The organism is Microbacterium aureliae, assembly GCF_054780155.1.
The window spans coordinates 1,181,946-1,195,495 of record NZ_BAAGWW010000001.1 but is presented as its reverse complement, the minus strand read 5'-3'; the positions used below and the strand labels follow the sequence as shown (position 1 = coordinate 1,195,495).

The window sequence follows — 13,550 nt, the reverse complement described above, 5'->3', positions numbered from 1 at the left end:
CATACCCTGTGGGGGTATCAATTCCCAGAGGGGCGGACAATCTCGCGCCAGCGGGTAACGACTTGCGTCGATGCGCGCAACCCCCTGGGGCGCCCCGCGCGGCCGACCTAGCGTCGAAAGGACCGGCGAAAGGACACCCCATGTCGATGACCCCACCCCTGCTGCCCGTCCCCGACGGGGACGACGACCTCGACGGCGACCGCATCGGCGGCGAAGACGTCGAGCGCCCCCTGGACCCCGATCTCGATGACGCGCGCCTGGACAGCGCCGCCGCAGACGAGCAGGCCGCTGCCGAAGGCACCCTCGACGGCGACGTCGAGAACGTCTGACCCACGAACCGAACGGGATGCCGCGGGGGGCGGCATCCCGTTCCCTTGCGCGAGCGAGAGGATGACGTCATGCTCACCATCCCCACGACGCCCCTGAACGACGGGTCGTCTCTTCCCGAGCTCGGACTCGGCACCTACAACCTGCGGGGAGAGGAGGGGATCGCCGCCATCACTGCGGCGATCGAATCCGGCTATCGCCTCGTGGACACCGCCGTGAACTACGAGAACGAGACCGAGGTCGGCGAAGCGGTCCGCCGCAGCGGCGTGGACCGGGACGAGCTCGTCATCACGTCGAAGATCCCGGGACGCCAGCACGGCCGCGCCGAGGCGATCGACAGCATCCGCGGCTCTTTGGATCGCACGAGGCTCGACCGCATCGACCTGCACCTCATCCACTGGCCGAACCCCGGGGTCGACCGTTGGGTGCAGACGTGGGAAGGCATGATCCAGGCGCGGGACGAGGGGCTCGTCCGCTCGATCGGGGTCTCGAACTTCACCGAGCCGATGCTGCAGCGGCTGATCGACGAGACCGGCGTGACGCCGGCGGTCAACCAGGTGGAGCTGCATCCGTACTTCCCCCAGACACCGCTGCGGACGTATCACGCCGAGCACGGCATCCGCACCGAGAGCTGGAGTCCGCTGGCCCGCCGCGACCTGATGCTGGAGCAGCTGATCGCCGAGCTCGCGGTGGTCTACGCCGTCACGCCGATGCAGATCGTGCTGCGGTGGCATGTGCAGCTGGGGTCGACCCCGATCCCGAAGTCCGCGGACCCGGAGCGGCAGCGCGAGAACGCCGACATCTTCGGGTTCACCCTCGCGGACGACCACGTCGACGCGCTCACCGCGCTCGAGCGCGGCCGGCTGTGGGACGGCGACCCCGACACCCACGAGGAGATGTAGCGCCGTCGTCCCCCGCCCCCGCCCCCTCCGCGAGACTGCATCTCTGCGCCGAGACGGTGGGTGTGGACCGCGGTCTCGGGCCGGAGATGCAGTCTCGCGGCCGGGGGAGGGGGAGGCGGCTAGAGCTGCGCGCCGTCGTCGTCGCGGTCGTAGATCCCGACGTTGCGGCCGCGTGAGGACTCGTACGCGATCAGCCAGCCGATCGAGATCGCGCCGGCGAGCACCAGGCCCAGCCAGACGTTCCCCCAGATGAGACCGAACAGGATGCCGACGGTGAACAGCAACGCCGTCCCCAGGCCCCATCGGGTGTGCCCCCGCGTCCAGCCGCCGCGTCCTCCGCTCATGCCTTCACCTTAGGCGCGGCGCTACGTCGCCGGGCTGTAGGCGACCATCCAGTCGATCCCGAAGCGGTCCTTCAGCATGCCGAACCTGCCGCCCCACGGCGGGGTGTCGAACGGCATCACGACCTGTCCGCCCTCGCACAGGCGGTCCCAGAAGCCCTGCAGCTGGGCCTCGTCGTCGCCGCTCACCGACACCGACATCCCGGCGGGCGGCGCGTACGGCATCGACGACGGGGTGTCCGACGCCATGAGGGTGAAGCCGTCGGGCGTCGTCAAATGGGCGTGCATCACAAGCTCCGCCTCGGCGGGGTCCTGCACCATCCCCTCGTACGACGAGAACGTCGAGACGTCGAGGTCGCCGCCGAACACGCTCTGGTAGAAGGTCATCGCGTCGCGCGCCTCGGTGCGGAACGACAGGTACGGGTTGAGGGTGGCCATGCTGACTCCTGATTCGTCGATGGATGCCGCGTCCGGCCGCGCGCCGTCCCCAGTGTGGGCGCGGCCTCCGACATCCGCAAGAGACCCTCGCGGCAGCCCCGGTCAGCGGTCCCGGTGGTCCTCGGGGTGCAGGCGTGGGCCCCGCCGGGGCTCTCGGACGCCGCTCGCCCCGATGAGCCGGATGACCCGCTGGCGGTGGCCGGACCAGGGGGCCAGCAGCTCCAGCATCCCGTCGTCGTCGACGCGGTGCCCGGTCAGCGCATAGCCGACCTCGTGGGCGACGTGGTAGTCGCCGACGCTCACCGCGTCCGGATCGCCGAGGCCCTTGATGCGCGTCTCGGCGGCCGTCCACGGGCCGACGCCCCGCAGGCTCTGCAGCACGCGATCGCGCCCGTCGCCGTCGGCGGCGGCGACCACCGCGCGCTCCACGGCCTCGCCCCGGCGGGCGGCGTCGACGATCGTCCGCGCCTGCGGCGGCTCGAGTCCGGCGCGATGCCAGGACCAGGAAGGCACCAGCCGCCAGCCCTCGATCGTGGGCGGCGCGAACATCGGGGCGGGCACCGGGCCGGGGGCCGGCTCGCCGTGCCACGTCACGATGCGCCGCCAGGCGCCGAACGCCTGCGTGCCGGTGACCTTCTGCTCGATGACGGCGCCCGCGAGCGCGTCGAAGACGAGGTCGGTGCGGCTCAGGCGCAGACCCGGGTTGCGGTGGTGGGCGTCGGCGATGAGCGGATGCCGCGCCGCGTCGAACCCCGAATCGTCGTCGTGCCCGCCGCACAGGGCGGGCACCTGCTCGAGCGCCCAGCCGGCGCCGGGCCCCCACGCGGCAGCGCGGACGACCCCGGGGGCCGACTGCCGAAGCGCGAGGGTGGCGACCCCCGCGGGGGTGCGACTGGCCCGCCACAGCACCGATCCTGCGATCTTCAGCGTCGGGTCGCCGGCGCCGCGGCGCTGGAACCCCACGGTCCGCAGCAGGTCGAGCGGGCGGGACGGCCGGTATTCGGTCTCGAGCGGCGGTGCCGCGGTCGCCCCGGCCACAGCCGCGCGCCGCGCGGCGGCGGGTTGCGGGCGGCTCATGCCCTCACCCTACGACGCAGGCCGGACAGCGCGGCGTCGGGCGTCCGGGAGGGGTCAGAAGCGGTCGGGCGAAGGGGTGCCGTGGCCGTAGCGGATGACGACATCGGCGTGGCGGTCGAAGCGGTAGCCGACGCCGCGGACCGTCCGGACGATGTCCTCGTAGCGGCCGAGCTTGGAGCGCAGCCGGCGCACGTGCACATCGATCGTGCGCTCGCCCGGCGTCTCCTCGTCCGTCGACCCCTGCCACAGCGAGGACACCAGCTCGGTGCGCTCGATGGTGCGGCCCTCGCGCAGGACGAGGTACTGCAGCAGCTCGAACTCCTTGAAGGTGAGGGCGGCCGACTCGCTGTCGATCAGGACGCGCTTGCGCGAGATGTCGACGATGACGCCGCGGGCGGCGCGCTCCTCTTCGCTGGGTTCGTCCTGCTTGGTGCGCGCGATGGCAGAGGGCTCGTGGAGGGCGCGGCGAACGACGTCGACGTCGCGGCCGCCGGCGCCGGCAGGCGCGAGGGCGACGGTGGCGTACGTCTCGGCGTCGGGGGCGAGCTCGGACAGCGTCCGGCGAAGCGCCTCGACGAGCACCCCGAGGGACACCCCGGCGGCGGCGGCCTTGGCCTCGTCGAGTCCGACGTACAGCGCGAAGCCGCGGGGCGCGGTTCCGGGGGGAAGGTGGTGCGTGGGCTGAGCGGGCGCGGCGGGCGCGGCGGCAACCGGGGCAGCGGGAGCCGGCGCGGGCACGGCGCGCAGGGCAGGAGCGGAAGTGGTCACGGGGCGCAGGTGGGTGGGGCGCTCGAGAAGGGCGGTGTTCGACATGATGATGGTCCTCGGAGGAAGTGAACCCCGGCCCCCAGCAGGCCCGGAAAGGGTTCGAAGAGTGTTGCGATGAGGCCCCGGCGAGAGGGCGATGCGAAGCGGTCGGCGGCGCGTGATCGACGCACGTGTCCGGCGCTTCGGGGGACTCGCTGGTCACTCCGAGGAATCATCGCTCCTCGGGCGCAAGTCCGGCAGAGGTCACCGTGCTAGTGGCACATTCGACAACACAGAGCAACGCGGCCGGCCATCATCATGCCGGCAGTCCCGTTCGCCTCCCAGGCGGACAGAGAAAGCGCGTTGTCAGTCATGAGGCCGATTATGACGGAGTGCGTCCCCATGCGTCAAATCGCACGGATGCCGGTGCTGGACGCGACCGCGACCGAGCACTATGCTCAATCGCCGCCGCTGCGACGCCGTCTCAGTCCGGGCGCGTCGCAGTCCCGCGTGCATCGCGGTCTCTTGCGGCGCCGACGCGACGGGTGTATGCCGGTCCTGAGCGCGACACCTGGGGAGGCCGTCATGCGCGCACGTGGCAGCTGGGGAAGGCGGGCGGCGAGCGTACTCGCCGCTCTGGCGATCGTGGCCGGATCGGTCGCGGGGGCGAGTGGGGCGATGGCCGCGCCGCCCGACAAGGGCGGAGGCGGCGGCGGAGGCACATCGCTGCCGAACAGCGTGGCCGCGCTGGGCGACTCCCTCACCCAGGCGTCGACCACATGCTGGGCGATCTACTACTGCTCGTCCAACAGCTGGGCCACCGGCTCCAGCTCGACCGTCCAGTCTCACGTCACCCGGCTGAACGCCCTCGGGGCGAAGGTACGCTCCGTCGGCACGTACGCCGTCCCGGGCGCCGTCGCGGCCGACGTGCCCGCGCAGGCCTCGCGCGCGGTGTCGCAGGGGGCCAAGTACGTCACCCTCCTCGTCGGAGCCAACGACGCCTGCGCCTCGTCGGTGGCGACCATGACCACGGTCGCGACGTTCCGCTCTCACATCGACACGACACTGACCCGGCTCGCGGCGAGCGGCGCGAAGCCGACGATCTTCGTCGCCAGCATCCCGAACCTTCAACGGCTGTGGGAGGTCAACAAGGACTACCCGAACTCGCTCGCGTCGATCACCGACAAGTGCCGCGCGCTCGCCGAGGACACCCTCGCGACGCAGGCGCGCGTCGACGCGTTCAACGCCGAGCTCGCCGCCGCGTGCGCCGCGACCGCCAAGTGCTGGTGGGACGGCGGTGCGGTGGCGAACACCGACTTCCTTCGGACGGACCTGTCGTGGGACTGGTTCCATCCGAATCTCCAGGGGCAGAAGAAGCTCGCGGCCATCACGTGGGACGCCGGTCCCTGGACTCCCTGAAGGTGGGCTCAGGATTCCGCCCGTCCTGAGAGCGCTTCCGCCGCGCGGGGTTAGCCTGTCGGCATGTCCGACCTGACCTTCGTCCACGAACCCGACGCCTCGCGGTACACCCTCTCGCGCGGCGGCGACCTGGTCAGCGTGCTCGACTACCGCGACGACGGGCGCACCGTGGCGATGACCCGTGCGTACACGATCCCCACCTTCCGCGGGCACGGGTACGCCGGTGATCTCGTCGACCGGGCCGTCGCCGAGATCGAGCGCGCGGGCGACCGCGCGGTCATCCCCGTGTGCTGGTACGTCGCCGACTGGTTCGCCGACCACCCCGAACGCGGCGACGTGCTCGCGCGCTCGCGCACCGCCTGAGCCCATCGCGCCCTGAGGCTAGCCCCTCGTCCTCGCCTGTCAAGCCCTACCTGCCCGACCCGACCGCGGGTCATGGTGGGAGCGGACGAGAGGAGTCCCCATGGAGCGCGAACTTCCCGACGGCGTGATCGACGCCGCCCCGCCCGGCGGCCGTGACCCCGTCGGCGACGCCGAGAGCACGGAGCGCGACGCCGCCGCGCGCGGCTCCGCCGAGCTGGCGGCGGATCATTCGCCGCCGGACGACCCGGCCGCCGGCGAAGCCGTGCGGCAGGGCGCGGACCCCGACCTCGCCACCGACGACCAGACCGACGACGAAGGATGCGGATCATGAGCGGCAGCGCCGAGAACCAGTTCGACAACGCCGACGAGGCGCGCGAGGCCTCGGCGGAGGAGCCGGCGACCCCCGCGGCCCCGGAGCCCAGCCACGAGGCGGTCGGCATCGGTGTGATCCCCACGGCCGACGGCGACCACCACGGTCAGGACGGCGGGCGCGACACGACGACCGCAGGGCAGGCCCAGCGCACGCCCGGCGGCCTCGGCAGCGAGCAGGAGCAGCGTCTGCCCGCCATGGCGCAGAACGACGCGTCGGCGGTCGACAAGGTCGCCGGGATCGTCGCTCAGACCCGCTCCGACGTCGGCGACCAGCCGCTCGAGCGCGTCGCCGACGTGCTGCGTCAGCGGCTGGACCAGTCCGGCGTCGATCTGCCCGACGACGAGGTGCGCGAGCTCGCGCGTCAGATCTCGACGGGCGACTCAGCCGCACCCGAGGAGTCGTAAGGCGCCTCGATCCGCGCGAGGAACCCGGCGATCCGCTCGGCGGCGGGCCCGGCATCCCGGATCATCGTCTCGTGACGGTGCCCCGGGATCTCGGTGTACTCGCCGTCGGGCAGCATCGCCGTGACCACCTCGCACCATTCGCGCGGAGCAACGGGATCCTTCTGCCCGCGCATGACGAGGGCCGGCGCCTTCACATTGGCGTACGCCCGCTCCGGGCTGTGGGCCAGGACCGCCCGGAGTTCGCGGGGGAAGTTCGGCCACGACCGGGCGTACTCCCGCGCCCCGATGAACAGGACGCGCGGATTCTCGCGCAGCAGATCGCGCCCCAGTCGCAGCGCCTGCTGGTGCCACGTGCGCGCCCGCGCGTCGACGGTCGGCGCCATCAGGACGGCGGCTTCGACGAGATCGGGATGCCGGGCGGCGATCTCGGCGGCGATCTGGCTGCCCATCGAATGTCCGACGACGACCGCCCGCCGGCCGCCCCGCGACCGGAGGAAGGCGGCGATGAGGTCGGCATGACGCTCCATGGTGAGCGTGCGGGGCGGCTCGGGCGCCTGCCCGTAGCCGGGAAGATCGACGGCGTACACGCGACCGAGGGCCGCGAGCTCCGCGGTCAGGCCGACGAACACCGTGCGCCCCATCCCCAGACCGTGCAGCAGCACGAAGGTCCGCGGACCCGACGACTCCTCTTCGACGATCATCGTCGCCCCCGCGTGCTCGAACGCGTAGGGCGCCTTCGCGCCCGGTCCGTCGGCGCCCAATTCGTCCTCGGGGGCGGCGGATTCGGGCATGACAGAAGCGTAGCGGCCGGTCGATCGGGCGACCCGCGCGCCCCCTCGCGGGCGATGTCGCAGGCGCGGCTTACCGTGTGTGCATGCGCATCCTGCACACCTCGGACTGGCACATCGGGCGGTCGTTCCACGGCCACTCGACGCTGGACGCGCTCGCCGGGGTGCTGACCGCGCTGACCGGCCAGGTGCGCGACCACGGTGTCGACGTCGTCCTGGTCGCGGGGGACGTGTTCGACTCCGCCGCACCGTCGGCGGCGTGCTATCCCGTGCTCACGACGGCGCTGCGCGAACTCGCCGCGACGGGCGCGCAGGTGGTCGTCACCAGCGGCAACCACGACTCGGCGGCGCGGCTCGGATTCCAGGCCGATCTGCTCCGCGACGGGATCCACGTCGTCACCGATCCCCGCACGGTCGGCACGCCCGTGACGATCGCGGACACCCACGGTCCCGTCCACATCTACCCGTTGCCGTACCTCGAGCCCGCGCTCGTGCGACACCTGTGGGACGACGTGCAGCCTCGCACGCAGCACGAGACCCTGGCCCATGCCATGCAGCTGGTCCGGTCCGACCTCGGCCTGCGCGGCGGGCGCTCCGTCGTGGTCTCGCACTGCTTCGCCGCGGGCGTCGAGGCGACGCCCGGCGTCGAGCGCGAGATCCGGCAGGGCACGCTCGACGTCGTGCCGCTGTCGACGTTCGACGGCCCCGACTACGTCGCGCTCGGCCACATCCACGGCCGCCAGACCCTGTCGGACCGCGTCCGCTACGCCGGCGCCCCGCTGCACTACAGCTTCGGCGAGGCGGACAAGCCCCGCGGCTCGTGGCTGGTCGATCTGGATGAGGCGGGTCTTGCAACCGCGACGTGGCTCGACCTGCCGGTGCCGCGTCGCCTGCGGACGATCACCGGCACGCTGGACGAGCTTCTGAGCGACGAGCGGTTCGCCGAGGGTGAGGACGATTGGGTGTGCGCGCAGTACACCGACCCCACCCCCCAGACCGATCCGATGCGGCGCCTGCTCACGCGGTTCCCGCACTGCGCCACGGTGTCGCACACCCCGCCGGAGCGACCCGACGACGCCGCGCCCGGCTATGCCGCACGCGTGCGCGCCGCCCGGTCGGATGCCGAGCTCATCGACGCGTTCCTCGTGCACGTGCGCGCGGGCGAGGGGGCCGGCGAGCGCGAGATCGAGGTGATCCGCGAGGTCATCGGTGAGCGGGTCGTCGCCGAGGCCCGCGCGTGAGACTGCACCGCCTGACCCTCGAGGGCTTCGGGCCGTTCCGGGAGCGGCAGGAGGTCGACTTCGACGCGTTCGCCGACGACGGGATGTTCCTCATCGCCGGCCGGACGGGGGCGGGCAAGTCCAGCGTCCTGGACGGCGTGTGCTTCGCGCTCTACGGCGGTGTCCCCCGCTACGACGGCGGCGACCGGCGCCTGCGCAGCGACCACTGCGGGCCCGATGACGTCACGCGCGTGGCCGTCGAGTTCACCACCGGCGGCCGGCGGTGGCGGGTCACCCGGTCGCCGGAGTACGAACGGGCGAAGAGACGGGGGAGCGGCACCACCCTCGTCGCGCCCGAGGCGCAGCTGGACGAGTTCGTCGACGGCGAGTGGCGGGGGCGCGCCAGCGGGGCGCGCAACGTGGGACTGGAGCTGGACGACGTGCTGGGACTCAGCCAGCAGCAGTTCCTGCAGGTGATCCTGCTGGCCCAGAACCGGTTCGCGCAGTTCCTGCTGGCCAAGAACGACGAGCGGCAGAAGCTGCTGCGTCGTCTGTTCGGCACCCGCACCTACGAGGACTACCAGACCGCTCTCGACGATCGTCGGCGAGAAGCCGAGCGCCTGCTCGTGGCGGGCGGCGACGGCATCCGGATGCTGGTGGACGAGATCGAGCGCCGGCTCGACGCCGCGGGGCTCGGCGCCGCCACGCCGGCCGAGACGGTGCCGGCGGGGCCCGGCGACGCCGGGGCGGGGGATGCCGCTCCCGGGCTGACCGACCGGGTCGCGGGGGCGGGTCTCGGGGTGCAGCGCGCCCGCTACCAGGCCGAGACGCTCGGCCGCGCACGCGACGACGCCGACGCCGCGCACCGCCGCGCCGAGTCCGCACACCAGTCCGCCACCGCACAGCACGAACGCCAGCTGCAGCGACTGCGCTCGCGCGAGGAGCTCGCCGCCCTCGACGCCCGCGCGGCCGACGTGGACGACGACCGGCGGACCCTCGAGCGGGCCCGCCGGGCCGAGGCACTGCGCTCGCCCCTATCCGCCGCCGAGCGCGCCGAGGCCGCGCTCGGCGAGGCCCGGATGCGGTCCGCCGCCGCGCGCGACCGCTTCGCCGCCGCCGCCGACGCCGGCCTGCCCGCGCTTCCCACGCCCCCCGGCGCCGATCCCACGGTCGCCGAGCTTCGCGAGTCGGTCGAACAGCTCGCCGGGCGGATCGCGCTGTGGTCGGCCGCGGCAGAGCGGGAGCGCGCGCTCGAGGCCGCACAGGATCAGCTCGAGAAGGGGCGGCTCTCCGTCCGGGAGCTCGAGGCGTCCCTCGACGGCATCGTCGCGGCGATGGCCGACGTCCCCGCGCGCATCGCGGCCCTCGACGCCGCGCACGCCGCCGCCCTGATACCCGCGCACGCCCTCGACGAGCGCCGCGCCGTGCTCGCAGAGGTCGACGCGAGGCTGACCGCGGCGACCCAGGCGGCGGCGCTCGCAGCGGCCGCCCGGGCGGCGGACGCGACGTACCTCGCCGCCTCGGAGGCCCACGACGGTGCGCGACGCGCGGTCACGGCGCTGCTGCGCCGACGGCTCGCGGGGTACGCCGGCGAGCTGGCGCAGGGCCTGACCGACGGCGAGCCGTGCGCGGTGTGCGGCTCGACGGACCACCCCGCCCCCGCGATCGCCGACGGCGACGCGGTCACCGACGACGAGATCGCACGCGCGGAGGCCGCACGGGACGCGCGCGCGAGTGACGAGAAGGCCGCCGCCGACGCGGCGCGGGTCGCGCAGGACGCCGCCGCCGCGGCGGCCGCGCGAGCCGGTGGCGAGAGCGTCGAACGGCTCACGACCCGGCGCGGCGAAGCCGCCGATGCCGTCGCCGCTGCCGAGCAGGCCGTGCGCGAGGTCGACCGGCTCGAGGCGGAGCGGACCGAGCTGCGAGCCCTCAGCGAGACCGCCGCCGCCGAAAAGGAGCGCATCGCCGGTGAGGTCGCCTCGCTCCGCGAGCAGCTCGCCGGCGCCGAGGCCCGCCTCGCGGCGGACGTCTCGGCGGTCGCCGAGGCCCGCGGCGACTTCGCGCGCGTCGCCGATCGCCTGCGCGCGGCCGAGACCCGCAAGAGCGCCGCAGAGTCCTTCGCTGACGCCCTGGTCGCCGCCGAGGCCGCCGCGGCGGTCGCCGATGAGGCTCGTCGCGAACGTGACGAGCGTGTGTCGGCCAGCGATTTCGCCGACCTCGATGACGCCGTCGCCGCGCTGCGCGAGCCCGCCGATCGCGAGAGCATCGACGCCCGCATCCGCGAGTACGACGCGGCGCTCCGCGCCGAGCGCGACCGCCTGCGCGAGCTCGAGCTCGAGCTCGCCGGCATCCCGGACGAGCCGGTCGACCTGACGCTCACCCACCAGGCGCTGGCCGACGCGCGCACGGCTTGGAGCCGGGCCGTCGACGCCGCCGCCCAGGCCGTCCAGGCTGCCGACGCCGTCGCCGAGCTCGCCATTCGAGCCGAGGACGGGCTGGATGCGCTGGCCGGCCTCGCCGAAGACCACGAGATCATCGCGCGCCTGGCGAACACGGTCGCCGGTCGCGCGCCCAACACCCATCGCATGACACTGGAGTCCTTCGTGCTGGCGGCCGAACTCGAAGAGATCGTCGCGGCCGCCAACGTGCGTCTGACCCAGATGTCGGACGGGCGGTACCTGCTGCACCACACCGACGCGCTGGCGGCGCGGGGCGCGGCCTCGGGCCTCGGCCTCGAGATCCTCGATGCGCACACCGGCGCCGCCCGCCCCGCTCAGTCCCTGTCGGGGGGCGAGACGTTCCTGGCGTCTCTGGCGCTGGCTCTCGGCCTGGCCCAGGTCGTCACGGCGCGGGCGGGCGGCATCCGTCTGGACACGCTCTTCATCGACGAGGGCTTCGGCTCACTCGACGACGAGACGCTCGACCTCGCGATGCGCACGCTGGACGAGCTGCGCTCGGGCGGGCGCACCGTCGGCCTGATCAGCCATGTGGCGGCCATGAAGGAGCAGATCCCGGCGCACCTGGTCGTCGAAGCCACGGCGCAAGGGCCCAGCGTCATCCGGCAGGACGCGCCGGCGAGTGCTCAGACGCCGTAATCGTCGCGGATCCGGTCGCGCAGCTGCCCGCTGCACATCGTGACCGCTTCCTTCCACGTCAGGTGGGCGCCGTCCTGCGCGCGGTCCGAGACGGCCTTCAGCACCCGCAGGGGAACCCCGTACTCGAGGGCGACCCAGGCGTACGCGTAGGTCTCCATGTCCACCATCGACGCGCCGAGAGGGCGGATGACCTCGACGGCCTCGGCGTCGTCGACGAAGTGATCTCCGGTCGCGATCGTCACGCCGTCCTCGCCGGATCCCGCGATGGCCACGCGGTGCGGCAGCGACACGTGCTGCCCGACGATGCCGTCGATGTCGGTGACATCGTGCTGGATCGCCCCGGTGACCTCGAACACGCCGTCGGGCAGGAGCGGATCGATCGCGCCGGCGGTGCCGACCACGACGATCTCGTCGTAGCGTCCGTTCTCGAGGGCGCGGGTGAGCGCGTACGTCGCCTGCAGCTTGCCGGGACCGGTGACCAGGCGATCGAACCCGTCGAGGGTCTCGGGGAAGGCGACGAGCTCGGACTCGAGGGCGGCGACGAGAAGTCTCATCTCCCCATTCTCGACGCCCGCGCGCCGCCGACGGGCGGGACGACGGTCCGCCGGCGATCCCGCACCCACCACGCGCCGTCGACCCGGCGCTCGGCGCGGGTGGCGAAGCGGTAGTGATACGACACCGCGCGGACGAACGTGGGCCGCTCGCCGCCGAAGGGATCGTGGGCGAGAAGTCGCAGCGTCGCGGGATCCGCATCGAGGAGCTTGACCAGGAACGCGGCGAACCAGTCCTCGAGGGAGCGGCCGAGCGGCAGGAACCACATCAGCCAGTCCAGCCGCAGGTGGTACGGGGCGAACTGCCGCGAGCGTCGCCGCACGTCGCCGGGCTTGCCGCGGAACCCGTACTCCTGCCAGCGGGCGGTCTCGGGGTCGTCGTCGAGGGTGCCCTCCACGACGATCTCCACCCGCCGGCGCGTGACCGTCCCGAAGGCGCCGTACGCGTTGGCGAGCTGCCAGCGGTTGAAGCTGGCGTTCATCAGCTGGCGGTGGGCGAAAAGGTTGCGAAGCGGCGCCCAGCTGAGGACGGCGTAGCCCACCGTGAGCGCCGAGGTGACAACGACCCACCACAGCGGCATCCCGTCGATCAGCCACGGCGGGTCCGAGGCGGGTGACGCCGGGGCGGACCCGATGCCCGGCAGCCCGATGGCCGCGAACGCCAGCACGATGGTCGCCCAGTTGAGCCACGCGAAGTTGCCGGTGAGCACCAGCCACAGCTGGGTGGCGATGACGACGGCCGCCGCCGCCGCGCCCACCGCCGCCGGCACCGGGCCGGGGATCCACAGCCCCAGCAGCGGCGCGAACAGCAGCCAGGGCACGCCGAGCTGGGCGATGTGGTTGCCCACCACCTCGCCGCGGTGGAACCACGCCGGCAGCAGGTGGGCCTGGCGGCTGAGGGGTCCCGGCATGGGCTGGGTCTCGTGGTGGTACATCAGGGCGGTGAGGTCCCGCCATTCCCGTCCGCCGCGGATCTTGATCATGCCCGCGCCGAACTCGAGCCGGAACAGCAGCCACCAGAACAGTACGATCACCGCCGTCGGCGGCGGCTGATCCGCCGAGCCGAGGAACGCCGCGAGGAACCCCGCCTCCAGCAGCAGCATCTCCCACCCGAACCCGTAGAACGTCTGCCCGAGCGACACGACCGACATGTAGCCGAACCACAGGGCCAGGAAGCACACCAGGGGCACCCACGGCGGGCCCTGCTGCGGGATGCCGGCCACCAGGCTCGCCGCGATCAGCATGCCCGCCGCGCACAGGGCGCGCAGGCGGCGATCCGAGTACGGCACCCACCGGAACAGGGTGGGTCGCAGCATCTGCGCCCGCCGGGGCGACGACGTTGCCCACGCCAGCAGCTGCGGGGCCGGCAGCAGCCCCCGTTCACCCAGGAGAGCCGGGAACTGGTTGAGAGTCGAGAGGAACGCCACGAGGAACAGCCCCGCGACGCCCCGCTGCAGCACGTCGCGCGCGAACCCGAAGTCCACCGCCGCGAAGCCGTCCACGAC

At 73.2% G+C, this 13,550-nt stretch carries 15 protein-coding genes; 8 read left to right on the top strand and 7 right to left on the bottom strand.

Features of this window, described 5'->3' with window-relative positions; genetic code table 11:
- Positions 1-140 precede the first annotated feature (140 nt).
- The gene (locus ACYVF4_RS05800; protein ID WP_460720619.1) at positions 141-329 is read left to right on the top strand and encodes a hypothetical protein; all 189 of its coding nucleotides are present in this window, start codon (positions 141-143) and stop codon (positions 327-329) included.
- A gap of 69 nt (positions 330-398) precedes the next feature.
- Positions 399-1,229, top strand: a complete 831-nt coding sequence (locus ACYVF4_RS05795) for an aldo/keto reductase (protein ID WP_460720617.1) — start codon at positions 399-401, stop codon at positions 1,227-1,229.
- Positions 1,230-1,348: 119 nt separating this feature from the next.
- Here ACYVF4_RS05795 and ACYVF4_RS05790 read toward each other — a convergent pair whose 3' ends face one another.
- The 4 genes from ACYVF4_RS05790 to ACYVF4_RS05775 all read right to left on the bottom strand — a co-directional run bounded on the left by ACYVF4_RS05790 (position 1,349) and on the right by ACYVF4_RS05775 (position 3,898).
- Positions 1,349-1,573 (bottom strand): hypothetical protein, encoded by a 225-nt coding sequence (locus ACYVF4_RS05790; protein ID WP_460720615.1) that lies wholly within the window; start codon positions 1,571-1,573, stop codon positions 1,349-1,351.
- Between the two features lie 21 nt (positions 1,574-1,594).
- Entirely contained in the window at positions 1,595-2,008 is a 414-nt protein-coding gene (locus ACYVF4_RS05785) for a VOC family protein (protein WP_460720613.1), read from the bottom strand.
- A gap of 102 nt (positions 2,009-2,110) precedes the next feature.
- A complete protein-coding gene (locus tag ACYVF4_RS05780; RefSeq protein ID WP_460720611.1) occupies positions 2,111-3,085 on the bottom strand; it encodes a DNA-3-methyladenine glycosylase family protein in 975 nt (324 codons plus the stop codon).
- Positions 3,086-3,139: 54 nt separating this feature from the next.
- Positions 3,140-3,898: a winged helix-turn-helix domain-containing protein gene (locus ACYVF4_RS05775; protein ID WP_460720609.1), complete on the bottom strand. Its 759-nt coding sequence runs from the start codon at positions 3,896-3,898 to the stop codon at positions 3,140-3,142.
- Between the two features lie 612 nt (positions 3,899-4,510).
- Here ACYVF4_RS05775 and ACYVF4_RS05770 point away from each other — a divergent pair.
- The 4 genes from ACYVF4_RS05770 (at position 4,511) to ACYVF4_RS05755 (ending at position 6,391) form a co-directional block, all read left to right on the top strand.
- On the top strand, positions 4,511-5,251 hold the full coding sequence (locus ACYVF4_RS05770; RefSeq protein ID WP_460720607.1) for an SGNH/GDSL hydrolase family protein: 741 nt from the start codon (positions 4,511-4,513) through the stop codon (positions 5,249-5,251).
- 63 nt (positions 5,252-5,314) lie between these two features.
- A complete protein-coding gene (locus ACYVF4_RS05765) occupies positions 5,315-5,614 on the top strand; it encodes a GNAT family N-acetyltransferase (RefSeq protein WP_460720605.1) in 300 nt (99 codons plus the stop codon).
- A 100-nt stretch (positions 5,615-5,714) separates the two neighbouring features.
- Positions 5,715-5,945: a hypothetical protein gene (locus ACYVF4_RS05760; RefSeq protein ID WP_460720603.1), complete on the top strand. Its 231-nt coding sequence runs from the start codon at positions 5,715-5,717 to the stop codon at positions 5,943-5,945.
- Entirely contained in the window at positions 5,942-6,391 is a 450-nt protein-coding gene (locus tag ACYVF4_RS05755; protein ID WP_460720601.1) for a hypothetical protein, read from the top strand. Before ACYVF4_RS05760 ends, ACYVF4_RS05755 begins: the two co-directional genes overlap by 4 nt.
- On the opposite strand, the gene ACYVF4_RS05750 is transcribed toward ACYVF4_RS05755, so the two are convergent.
- Positions 6,349-7,182 (bottom strand): alpha/beta fold hydrolase, encoded by an 834-nt coding sequence (locus ACYVF4_RS05750; RefSeq protein WP_460720599.1) that lies wholly within the window; start codon positions 7,180-7,182, stop codon positions 6,349-6,351. The genes ACYVF4_RS05755 and ACYVF4_RS05750 overlap by 43 nt on opposite strands.
- Positions 7,183-7,265: 83 nt before the next feature.
- Here ACYVF4_RS05750 and ACYVF4_RS05745 point away from each other — a divergent pair, with 83 nt between their 5' ends.
- Both ACYVF4_RS05745 and ACYVF4_RS05740 read left to right on the top strand, forming a co-directional pair.
- Positions 7,266-8,420, top strand: a complete 1,155-nt coding sequence (locus ACYVF4_RS05745) for an exonuclease SbcCD subunit D (RefSeq protein ID WP_460720597.1) — start codon at positions 7,266-7,268, stop codon at positions 8,418-8,420.
- The gene (locus tag ACYVF4_RS05740) at positions 8,417-11,494 is read left to right on the top strand and encodes an AAA family ATPase (protein ID WP_460720595.1); all 3,078 of its coding nucleotides are present in this window, start codon (positions 8,417-8,419) and stop codon (positions 11,492-11,494) included. The genes ACYVF4_RS05745 and ACYVF4_RS05740 overlap by 4 nt, the downstream gene beginning before the upstream one ends.
- Here the strand turns inward: ACYVF4_RS05740 and ACYVF4_RS05735 are convergent.
- Together ACYVF4_RS05735 and ACYVF4_RS05730 are read right to left on the bottom strand one after the other, a co-directional pair.
- Positions 11,482-12,048 carry a phosphorylase family protein gene (locus tag ACYVF4_RS05735; RefSeq protein WP_460720593.1) on the bottom strand — a complete coding sequence of 189 codons (567 nt, stop codon included), beginning with the start codon at positions 12,046-12,048 and terminating at the stop codon, positions 11,482-11,484. The genes ACYVF4_RS05740 and ACYVF4_RS05735 overlap by 13 nt on opposite strands.
- Positions 12,045-13,547, bottom strand: coding sequence for a lipase maturation factor family protein (locus ACYVF4_RS05730; RefSeq protein ID WP_460720592.1), 1,503 nt, complete (start codon positions 13,545-13,547; stop codon positions 12,045-12,047). Before ACYVF4_RS05730 ends, ACYVF4_RS05735 begins: the two co-directional genes overlap by 4 nt.
- Between the last annotated feature and the right edge of the window lie 3 nt (positions 13,548-13,550).

What these genes read in the sequence shown, in the direction of transcription:
- ACYVF4_RS05800 (WP_460720619.1), top strand. Translation starts at nt 141, where the DNA reads ATGTCGATGACCCCACCCCTGCTGCCCGTCCCCGACGGGGACGACGAC.
- ACYVF4_RS05795 (WP_460720617.1), top strand. Translation starts at nt 399, where the DNA reads ATGCTCACCATCCCCACGACGCCCCTGAACGACGGGTCGTCTCTTCCC.
- ACYVF4_RS05790 (WP_460720615.1), bottom strand. Translation starts at nt 1,573, where the DNA reads ATGAGCGGAGGACGCGGCGGCTGGACGCGGGGGCACACCCGATGGGGC.
- ACYVF4_RS05785 (WP_460720613.1), bottom strand. Translation starts at nt 2,008, where the DNA reads ATGGCCACCCTCAACCCGTACCTGTCGTTCCGCACCGAGGCGCGCGAC.
- ACYVF4_RS05780 (WP_460720611.1), bottom strand. Translation starts at nt 3,085, where the DNA reads ATGAGCCGCCCGCAACCCGCCGCCGCGCGGCGCGCGGCTGTGGCCGGG.
- ACYVF4_RS05775 (WP_460720609.1), bottom strand. Translation starts at nt 3,898, where the DNA reads ATGTCGAACACCGCCCTTCTCGAGCGCCCCACCCACCTGCGCCCCGTG.
- ACYVF4_RS05770 (WP_460720607.1), top strand. Translation starts at nt 4,511, where the DNA reads ATGGCCGCGCCGCCCGACAAGGGCGGAGGCGGCGGCGGAGGCACATCG.
- ACYVF4_RS05765 (WP_460720605.1), top strand. Translation starts at nt 5,315, where the DNA reads ATGTCCGACCTGACCTTCGTCCACGAACCCGACGCCTCGCGGTACACC.
- ACYVF4_RS05760 (WP_460720603.1), top strand. Translation starts at nt 5,715, where the DNA reads ATGGAGCGCGAACTTCCCGACGGCGTGATCGACGCCGCCCCGCCCGGC.
- ACYVF4_RS05755 (WP_460720601.1), top strand. Translation starts at nt 5,942, where the DNA reads ATGAGCGGCAGCGCCGAGAACCAGTTCGACAACGCCGACGAGGCGCGC.
- ACYVF4_RS05750 (WP_460720599.1), bottom strand. Translation starts at nt 7,182, where the DNA reads ATGCCCGAATCCGCCGCCCCCGAGGACGAATTGGGCGCCGACGGACCG.
- ACYVF4_RS05745 (WP_460720597.1), top strand. Translation starts at nt 7,266, where the DNA reads ATGCGCATCCTGCACACCTCGGACTGGCACATCGGGCGGTCGTTCCAC.
- ACYVF4_RS05735 (WP_460720593.1), bottom strand. Translation starts at nt 12,048, where the DNA reads ATGAGACTTCTCGTCGCCGCCCTCGAGTCCGAGCTCGTCGCCTTCCCC.